The organism is Micromonospora sp. NPDC049799 (genome assembly GCF_040656655.1).
Taxonomy (GTDB): Bacteria; Actinomycetota; Actinomycetes; order Mycobacteriales; family Micromonosporaceae; genus Micromonospora.
Map to the genome: position 1 here is coordinate 1 of NZ_JBFAMU010000230.1, position 7,984 is coordinate 7,984.

Genomic DNA, 7,984 nt, shown 5'->3' on the forward strand with positions numbered 1-7,984 from the left:
GGGGGGGGGGGGGGGGGGGCGGGCGCGGGTCAGGCCGGCTCGTCGGCGCGCGCGGCCTCCGCCGAGCGTGGGCTCGGCAGGTCGACGGTACGCACCGGCCCGGTGAACCACTTCCGCGCCGACAGCCACCACCACAGCCCCACGCCGAGCAGCACCCCGCCCACGGCGATCGGCGCGTAGTTGACCGCCGACCACGTGAAGTCCGGGTTGCCGGGCACCCCGGCGGGAACGATCGGCAGCACGAAGTAGACCGAGATCACCGCGATCTCGATCACCGCGATCCAGCCGAGCAGCTTGTACCGGCGGCCCAGCGTCCACGGCCCCGGCTCGAAGCGGTCGCCGATCCGCAGCCGCAGCGCGATCGGGATGAAGAACGACAGGTACAGGCCGATCACCGCCACGGAGACCACCGCGTAGAAGGCGACCGGGATGCCGGCCGCGTTCGGGAAGAGCGCCGGCAGGGTGAGCACCAGCCCGGCGACGGTGGCGCCGATGATCGCGTTGACCGGCGTGCCGTTGCGGTCCACCTTCGACCACAGCCGCCAGCCAGGCACCGCCCGGTCCCGACTGAAGGCGTACGCCATGCGCGACATCGACGTCACGCAGCTCATGCCGCAGAAGAACTGGCCGATGGTGGAGATGATGATGACCGTCTTGAAGAAGAACGGCGTCAACGCGGACTCGAAGATCGCCCCGGAGAAGCCACCGGCGGCGTTGACCGCCTCCACGTCGGTGGCGGCGAAGAGGAACGCCAGCAGCAGGATCCAGCCGCCGATCGCCGAGTAGAAGATGGACCGCCAGAGTCCCTGTGCGGCGGCCTTCGAGGCGCCCCGGGTCTCCTCGGAAACGTGGGCGCAGGCGTCGAAGCCGGTGATCGTGTACTGGGTGAGCAGGAAGCCCAGCGGCAGCACGTAGAACCAGAAGGTCAACCCGCCGGTGTCCCCGCCGGCGAAGCCGGAGTTGTTGAACCGCTCGGTGAAGACGAACTGGAAGCTCTGGTGGTCGTTCGGAACGAACACCAGGATCGCCACCACGGCCGTCGCGCCGGCCACGTGCCACCAGACCGAGACGTTCTGGAGGACGTCAATGATCCGGTGCCCGAAGATGTTGATCAGGCCGTGCAGCACGAGGATGACCACGAAGAGGAGGAACGTCTGCCGCAGCGTCCCCTCCCAACCGTCGAACAGGGCGGATAGGGTGAGGTTGAGGAACGTGGCGCAGCCGTAGTCGACCGAGGCGGTCACCGCGATCAGCCCGATCAGGTTGAGCCAGCCGGTGAACCACCCGTGCACCGGGCGGCCCATCCGCGCCGCCCACCAGTAGATCCCTCCCGCGGTCGGGTACGCCGACACCAGCTCGGCCAGGCAGAACCCGATGATCAGGATGAACAGCGAGATGAGGGGCCAGCCCCAGGAGACGGCGACCGGGCCGCCGTTGTTCCACGCCTGGCCGAACGTGGTGAAGCAGCCGGCCAGGATCGAGATGATGGAGAACGAGATGGCGAAGTTGGAGAAGCCGCTCCACTTGCGGCGTAGTTCCTGCTGGTAGCCGAGTTCGGCGAGCCGTCGGGCGTCGTCGTCCATCGGTTGCTCGGCGGTCGGCGCGGGCGTGGCGGCCACTGGACACCTCCTTGCGGTGGTTCCCGGTTGCGAGTGCGCGAAGTCTCGTCCCGTCGATCAAGGCGGTCAATGCGCCCGGTGCGGGATTCGCGCTAATTGCATTGCCGGGCAAAGCCCTGCGGCCGCATCCTTGACCCCGTGACCAGGCCCGATCGCGACGGGCCACCGGCCGGGCGCTCGGCAACGCCCGGCACCGCGGCGGCGCGGGGCACGTCACCTCTCTCACACCCGAATCCGACGGGTCCCCGCGCCGCCACACCTCGCCGGGCTCAGGCGAACAGCAGGCCCAGCACCCACACGCCGGCGATGACCGCGCCGGCGAAGAACTCGACCAGCATGGCCAGGCCGGCGGCGGCGACCGCCTGCTTCGTGGCCGGCCAGGCCAGCCGGGAGTCACCGAGACGCAGCCGCTCCGCCGCCCACACCCCGGCGACGAAGCCGAGCACCAGCCCCACCACCGGGACGACGAAGAACCCGACCAGCCCCAGCAGCCCGCCGGCCAGGAGCGACGAGGTGGGGACCCCGGTGCGCTTGAGGTTCCGCCCCGGCCAGGCGTACTTGACGACGGTGCCGCCGGCGGCGACCACGGTGGCGGCGGCGAGCACCGCCCAGCGGCCGGGGCCCGCGCCGCCGAAGACCGCCCAGACCAGCACCCCGCCCCAGCAGAGCGGAAGCGCGGGCAGGCCGGGGACCACCACACCGGCCAGCCCGGCGAGGATGGCCAGCGCGGCGACCACCGAGACCACCGCCTGCGAATCGGTCACGCTCATCCCGGTGCCTCCGCCGCGCGTAGTCGGGCCGTGATCTCGGCGGCAGGGGCCGGCGCACCGAACCAGCGCCCCTGGCCGGTGTCGCAGCGCAACGCGCGCAGCCGCTCCGCCTGCGTCCCGGTCTCCACCGCCTCGGCGGTGACCCACAGCTCCAGCGCGTGCGCCAGCCGGACCAGCGCGTCCACGATCCGCTCGTCCCGGTGGTCGGTGGACGGATCCGGACCGTCACCGCGGATCCCCTCCACGAACGGCCCGGCCAGCTTCAGGCAGTGGATCGGCAACCGGCGCAGGTACGCCAGGTTCGAGTAGCCGGTGCCGAAGTCGTCGATCGCCAGCCGTACGCCGAGCGCGGCCAGCCGGTGCAGCGACCGCAGCGGCTCCCCGGCGGTGCCCATCACGGCGCTCTCGGTCAGCTCCAGCTGCAGCAGGTCGGCGGGGAGGCCACTGCACTCCAGCGCGTCGGCGACGACGTCCACGATGGCCGGGTCGTCGGCCTGGCGGGCGGCGAGGTTGACGCTGACGACCAGGCGGGCCTGCGGGAACTGCCGCCGCCACTCCTCGGCGTCGTGGCAGGCCCGCCGCAGCACCCACTCGCCGAGCCGGACGATGAGCCCGGTCTCCTCGGCCAGCCCGATGAACCGGTCCGGGCCGATCAGCCCCAGCTCGGGGTGCTGCCAGCGGACCAGCGCCTCGACGGCGAGCATGGTGCCGCCCAGCAGGGACACGATGGGCTGGTAGTGCAGCACGAACTCGCCCCGGTCCAGGGCCGCCGGCAGCCCGGCGACCAGCGCCGAGCGGGCGATGTCGCGGGCGCTGCGCTCCGGGTCGTACACCGCCCACCGGCCGCGGCCCTCCGCCTTGGCCCAGTAGAGGGTGGTGTCGGCGGCCTTCATCAGGTCGGAGGCGCTGGTCTCGCTCACCGGGCACTCGACGACGCCGACGCTGGCCGAGACGGCGAGCTGCTTGTCGCCGACCCGTACCGGGGCGGACACCGCGGCGAGGGCCGCCTCCGCGACGGCCACCACGTCGTCGATGCCCGCGCCGTCGTCGACCAGGATGACGAACTCGTCGCCGCCCATCCGCGCCACCAGGTGGCCGCTGGCGGCCACGCACTCGGCGAGCCGCTGGGCGATGACGACCAGCAGCCGGTCACCGAGGTCGTGGCCGAGGCTGTCGTTGACCGCCTTGAACCCGTCCAGGTCCAGGAAGCAGACCCCGACCCGGCGCGCGGGGCCGGCGGTGTCGAGGACCAGGCCCAGGGTCTCGAAGAACAGGGTGCGGTTGGGCAGCCCGGTGAGCGGGTCGTGCAGCGCCTGGAAGCGCAACCGCTGCTGGAGTTCGTACCGCTCGGTGATGTCCTCGATCATCGCCACCGTGAAGCGGGGCCGGCCGTCGTCGTAACGGACCAGCGAGACCGCCAGGTCGGTCCAAACGACGGTGCCGTCCTTGCGGTAGTAGCGCTTCTCGACCCGCGCGCTGTCGTGCTTGCCCTCGATCAGCTCCTGGTACAACTCCCACATGCCGACCGCGTCGTCCGGGTGGAACAGGGCGGCGACGTTGATCCGGCGCAGCTCCTCCATCGTGTAGCCGAGCATGTCGGCGAACGCCTGGTTGACGTCGATGACCTGCCCGTCGATGCCGGCGATGCCGATGCCGATGGCCGCGCCGCTGAAGACCGCCCGGAAGCGGGCCTCGCTGTCCCGCAGCGCCTGCTCGACCTCGTCCCGCGCCTGCCACGCCGACCGCGCGATGCGTTCCTGCTGCGCGAAGGTGCGGTCGCGCAGGGCACGGGCGTAGCCGGCGGCGAGACCGCCCTGCAGCGCCGCCACCCGCTCCGCCAGGGCGTCGTCGTGCACGCGGTCGGGCAGGACCCGGGTGAGGAAGCCCTCGCCGAGCGCACACACCGACCAGTCCAGCATGGCGGGGTCGGTCAGGTGCGCCTGCACCAGGGCACGGCCGACCTCCTCCGCCGGCCCCGGCGAGAACGGCTCGGCGAGGAGCGCCCGGGCCAACCGGACGGTGTGCAGGTGCAGCAGCCGCTCGGTCTCGACCGCGCCGAGCGGCACGAAACCGAGTCGGCGTACGGCGCGGGCCCACTCGGCCGCGTATCCCTGGACGCCCGCCCGGCTGACCTCGTTTCCGCCGGGATCGGGGAGGGCGGCCATGGGATCAGCCGGCGGACTCGTCGTACCGGGCGACGCCGCCGAACGCGCCGAACCGCTCCGGGTTGTCGTCCACGTCCGACGGGGAGTCGGGACGCCACAGCGGCATGTGCACCACACCGGGCTCCAGGATCGTCCAGTCGCCGAAGAAGCTGGTGATCTCGGCCCGGGACCGCAGGGTGATCTCGGTGTCGGTACGCGCGGAGAGCCGCTGCGCGTCCAGCATCTCCTGCGGCTGGTCCTCGAAGGTGGAGTGCGAGACGACCAGGTAGCTGCCGGGCGCGGCGGCGGCCCGCAGGGTCGCCAGGATGTCGCCGGGCCGGTCCGCCGCCGGGATGAAGTGCACGACACCGGCGAGGAGGATGCCCATGGGCCGGTTGAAGTCGAGCAGGCCGAGCTGGCGGGCCTCGGCCAGGATGCGCTCGGGCTCCCGCAGGTCGGCGTGGATCACGCCGGTCAGGTCGTTGCCCGCCAGCAGCTCCCGGCTGTGGGCCACCGCCACCGGATCGATGTCGACGTAGATCACCCGCGCCTTGGGGTTGGCGTTCTGCGCGACCTCGTGGACGTTGCCGACGGTCGGGATGCCGGAGCCGATGTCGAGGAACTGGTCGATGCCGTCTTCCAGCAGCACCCGCACGGCCCGGCGCAGGAACTCGCGACCGGCCCGCATGGTGGCCGCCAGGTTCGGGGTCATGCCGGCGATCTGCTCGGCGAGCTGCCGGTCGATCTCGAAGTTGTGCGCACCACCGAGGAAGTAGTCGTACACCCGGGCCGCGCTGGGCCGGGAGAGATCGATCTCGGCGGGAAGTCCGTCCGGCATCTGCACTTCTTTACCCCATGTCTCGCCGCGGTGCGGGAGGGAACCGGCGACGGCGCGTGCGGGCACGCGACGACCGACCGGCCGACCCGCGGATCGTGTGGTGGTCACCACTCTAGGCCCGCCGCGCAGCGCTGCGGGAGATCCCCTTCCTCCACTTTCCTACCCCCGCGGGCGGACGACGACACTCCGAGACCGGGCCGTCACCCATCGATGACGGCCCGCGGCGTCGGGTCGGCACACGGCGGTCGTCAGGAGGCGCTCTCCACCAGCAGCGAGATGCCCTGGCCGACCCCGACGCACATGGTCGCGAGGGCCCGCCGGCCACCGCGCCGGCGCAGTTCCAGCGCGGCGGTCAGCGCCAGCCGGGCGCCGCTCGCGCCGAGCGGGTGCCCCAGCGCGATCGCGCCGCCGTTGGCGTTGACGTGCTCCGCGTCCTCCGGCAGGCCCAGCTCGCGCAGCACCGCGACGGCCTGCGCCGCGAACGCCTCGTTCAGCTCGACCACGTCGACGTCGGCGACCGAGAGACCGCGCCGGTCGAGCAGCTTCCGGGTGGCCGGCACCGGACCCATCCCCATGATCCGCGGGGGCACACCGGCCGCCGCCGCACCGCCGATCCGGGCCAGCGGCGTCAGGCCGTACCGCGCGACGGCCGCCTCGGAGGCGACCAGCAGCGCGACCGCGCCGTCGTTGACGCCGGAGGAGTTGCCGGCGGTCACCGTGCCCCCGGCGCGGAACGGGGTGGGCAGCGCGGCGAGCTTCTCCAGCGAGGTCTCCCGGGGGTGCTCGTCGACCTCGACGAGCGCCGTCCCGCGCCGCCCGGCCGGCACGGTCACCGGCACGATCTCCTCGGCGAGGCGGCCGTCGGCCTGTGCCTTCGCCGCGCGCTGCTGCGAGCGGTACGCGAACCCGTCCTGCTCGGCCCGGCCGACGCCGTACTCGGCGGCGACGTTCTCGGCGGTCTCCGGCATCGAGTCGATGCCCCACCCCTTCTCCATGAGCGGGTTGACCAGCCGCCAGCCGATGGTGGTGTCGTACATCTCGGCGGCGCGGGAGAACGCGGTCGTCGCCTTGGGCACCACGAACGGGGCCCGGCTCATGCTCTCCACGCCACCGGCCACCATCAGGTCGGCCTCGCCGGCCACGATGGACCGGGCGGCGGAGGCGAGGGCGTCCAGGCCGGAGCCGCAGAGCCGGTTGACCGTGCTGCCCGGAACCTCCTCGGGCAGGCCACCGAGCAGCGCCGCCATGCGGGCGACGTTGCGGTTGTCCTCGCCGGCCTGGTTGGCGCAGCCCAGCACCACGTCGTCCACCCGGGCCCAGTCCACCGAGGGGTGGCGGGCGATCAGCTCACGGATCACGTGGGCGGCCAGGTCGTCGGGGCGTACGCCGGCCAGGGCGCCGCCGTATCGGCCGAACGGGGTGCGGACACCGGCCACCAGGTATGCCACGGTCATCGTCAGGTCCTTCGCGGGGGTGGGAAGGGTGGGGTCGGAAGCGGCCACCGGGTCGCGGGGGACGCCCGGCCGCCAGGATATCCGCGCCGGCAGCCGATAGGTTGGCCACATGGCCCGGGCCCAGTTCAGCGCAGAGACCAGCGGCGGCGGAGCGTTCGTACGACAACCCAACCGGTTCACCGGTCGGGTCACCCCGCACTCGACCTCCCCGCCCGGGGGCGGGCCGGACGACGAGGGGCGCTGGCCGCTGGAGGCGGGCCGCTACCGGCTGATCTGGTGCCGGGCGTGCCCGTGGGCGCACCGGGCACGGATCGTGCGCACCCTGCTCGGCCTGGAGGACGTGATCTCGCTGGGCACCGTCGACCCGATCCGGGACGAGCGGGGTTGGCGGTTCAGCCTCGATCCGGACGCGTTCGACCCGGTGCTCGGCATCGGCTACCTCTCCGAGGCGTACCTGGCGACGGATCCCGACTACACCGGCCGGGTCACCGTGCCGGCACTTGTCGACACGGTCACCGGCCGGGTGGTCACGAACGACTACCCGCAGCTCACCCTCGACCTGTCCACCGAGTGGCGGCGGTTCCACTCCCCCGACGCGCCGGACCTCTACCCGGTCGAGCTGCGCCCGGAGATGGACGCGCTGATGACCGAGATCCACCGCGACGTCAACAACGGCGTCTACCGGTGCGGCTTCGCCACCTCCCAGGAGGCGTACGACGAGGCGTTCCGGGCGCTGTTCGCCCGGCTGGACGCGCTGTCCGAGCGGCTGTCCGTCCGGCGCTACCTGATGGGGGACACGATCACCGAGGCCGACGTCCGGCTCTTCACCACCCTGGTCCGCTTCGACGTGGCGTACCACGGGCACTTCAAGTGCAACCGGCACAAGCTGACCGAGCTGCCGGTGCTGTGGGCGTACGCGCGGGACCTGTTCCAGACGCCGGGGTTCTCCGAGACCGTCGACTTCGACCACATCAAGCGGCACTACTACGGCACGCACACAGAGATCAACCCGACCGGCGTCGTGCCGCTCGGCCCGGACCTGTCCGGCTGGACCACGCCGCACGGGCGTGGCTGACCGGCGCCGGTCGGGTTGATCTCGGGGTGCGTGCCGTCGTAGTGCCGCTTGATGTGGGCGAAGTCGACGGTCTCGGAGACCCCC

Annotated in this window: 6 protein-coding genes; 1 reads left to right on the forward strand and 5 read right to left on the reverse strand. The window is 72.5% G+C overall.

Annotation, left to right across the window (positions count from 1 at the left end; genetic code table 11):
- Positions 1-29 precede the first annotated feature (29 nt).
- From AB0I76_RS17815 to pcaF, 5 genes are all read right to left on the reverse strand, one after another.
- Positions 30-1,619: an amino acid permease gene (locus AB0I76_RS17815; protein ID WP_357036286.1), complete on the reverse strand. Its 1,590-nt coding sequence runs from the start codon at positions 1,617-1,619 to the stop codon at positions 30-32.
- Positions 1,620-1,888: 269 nt separating this feature from the next.
- Positions 1,889-2,389 carry a DUF456 domain-containing protein gene (locus tag AB0I76_RS17820; protein ID WP_357036289.1) on the reverse strand — a complete coding sequence of 167 codons (501 nt, stop codon included), beginning with the start codon at positions 2,387-2,389 and terminating at the stop codon, positions 1,889-1,891.
- The gene (locus tag AB0I76_RS17825; RefSeq protein WP_357036292.1) at positions 2,386-4,554 is read right to left on the reverse strand and encodes an EAL domain-containing protein; all 2,169 of its coding nucleotides are present in this window, start codon (positions 4,552-4,554) and stop codon (positions 2,386-2,388) included. The genes AB0I76_RS17820 and AB0I76_RS17825 overlap by 4 nt, the downstream gene beginning before the upstream one ends.
- A 4-nt stretch (positions 4,555-4,558) precedes the next feature.
- Complete coding sequence (locus AB0I76_RS17830; RefSeq protein WP_357036295.1) at positions 4,559-5,377, reverse strand: SAM-dependent methyltransferase; 819 nt, start codon at positions 5,375-5,377, stop codon at positions 4,559-4,561.
- A 242-nt stretch (positions 5,378-5,619) separates the two neighbouring features.
- Positions 5,620-6,825, reverse strand: a complete 1,206-nt coding sequence (pcaF, locus tag AB0I76_RS17835) for a 3-oxoadipyl-CoA thiolase (protein WP_357036298.1) — start codon at positions 6,823-6,825, stop codon at positions 5,620-5,622.
- 109 nt (positions 6,826-6,934) lie between these two features.
- Between pcaF and AB0I76_RS17840 the strand changes: the two genes are divergently transcribed.
- Positions 6,935-7,900 (forward strand): glutathione S-transferase C-terminal domain-containing protein, encoded by a 966-nt coding sequence (locus tag AB0I76_RS17840; RefSeq protein WP_357036301.1) that lies wholly within the window; start codon positions 6,935-6,937, stop codon positions 7,898-7,900.
- Positions 7,901-7,984: the final 84 nt, after the last annotated feature.

Excerpts from the sequence above, each read along its gene's own strand:
- AB0I76_RS17820 (WP_357036289.1), bottom strand. The coding sequence starts at position 2,389 with ATGAGCGTGACCGATTCGCAGGCGGTGGTCTCGGTGGTCGCCGCGCTG.
- AB0I76_RS17825 (WP_357036292.1), bottom strand. The coding sequence starts at position 4,554 with ATGGCCGCCCTCCCCGATCCCGGCGGAAACGAGGTCAGCCGGGCGGGC.
- AB0I76_RS17840 (WP_357036301.1), top strand. The coding sequence starts at position 6,935 with ATGGCCCGGGCCCAGTTCAGCGCAGAGACCAGCGGCGGCGGAGCGTTC.
- pcaF (WP_357036298.1), bottom strand. The coding sequence starts at position 6,825 with ATGACCGTGGCATACCTGGTGGCCGGTGTCCGCACCCCGTTCGGCCGA.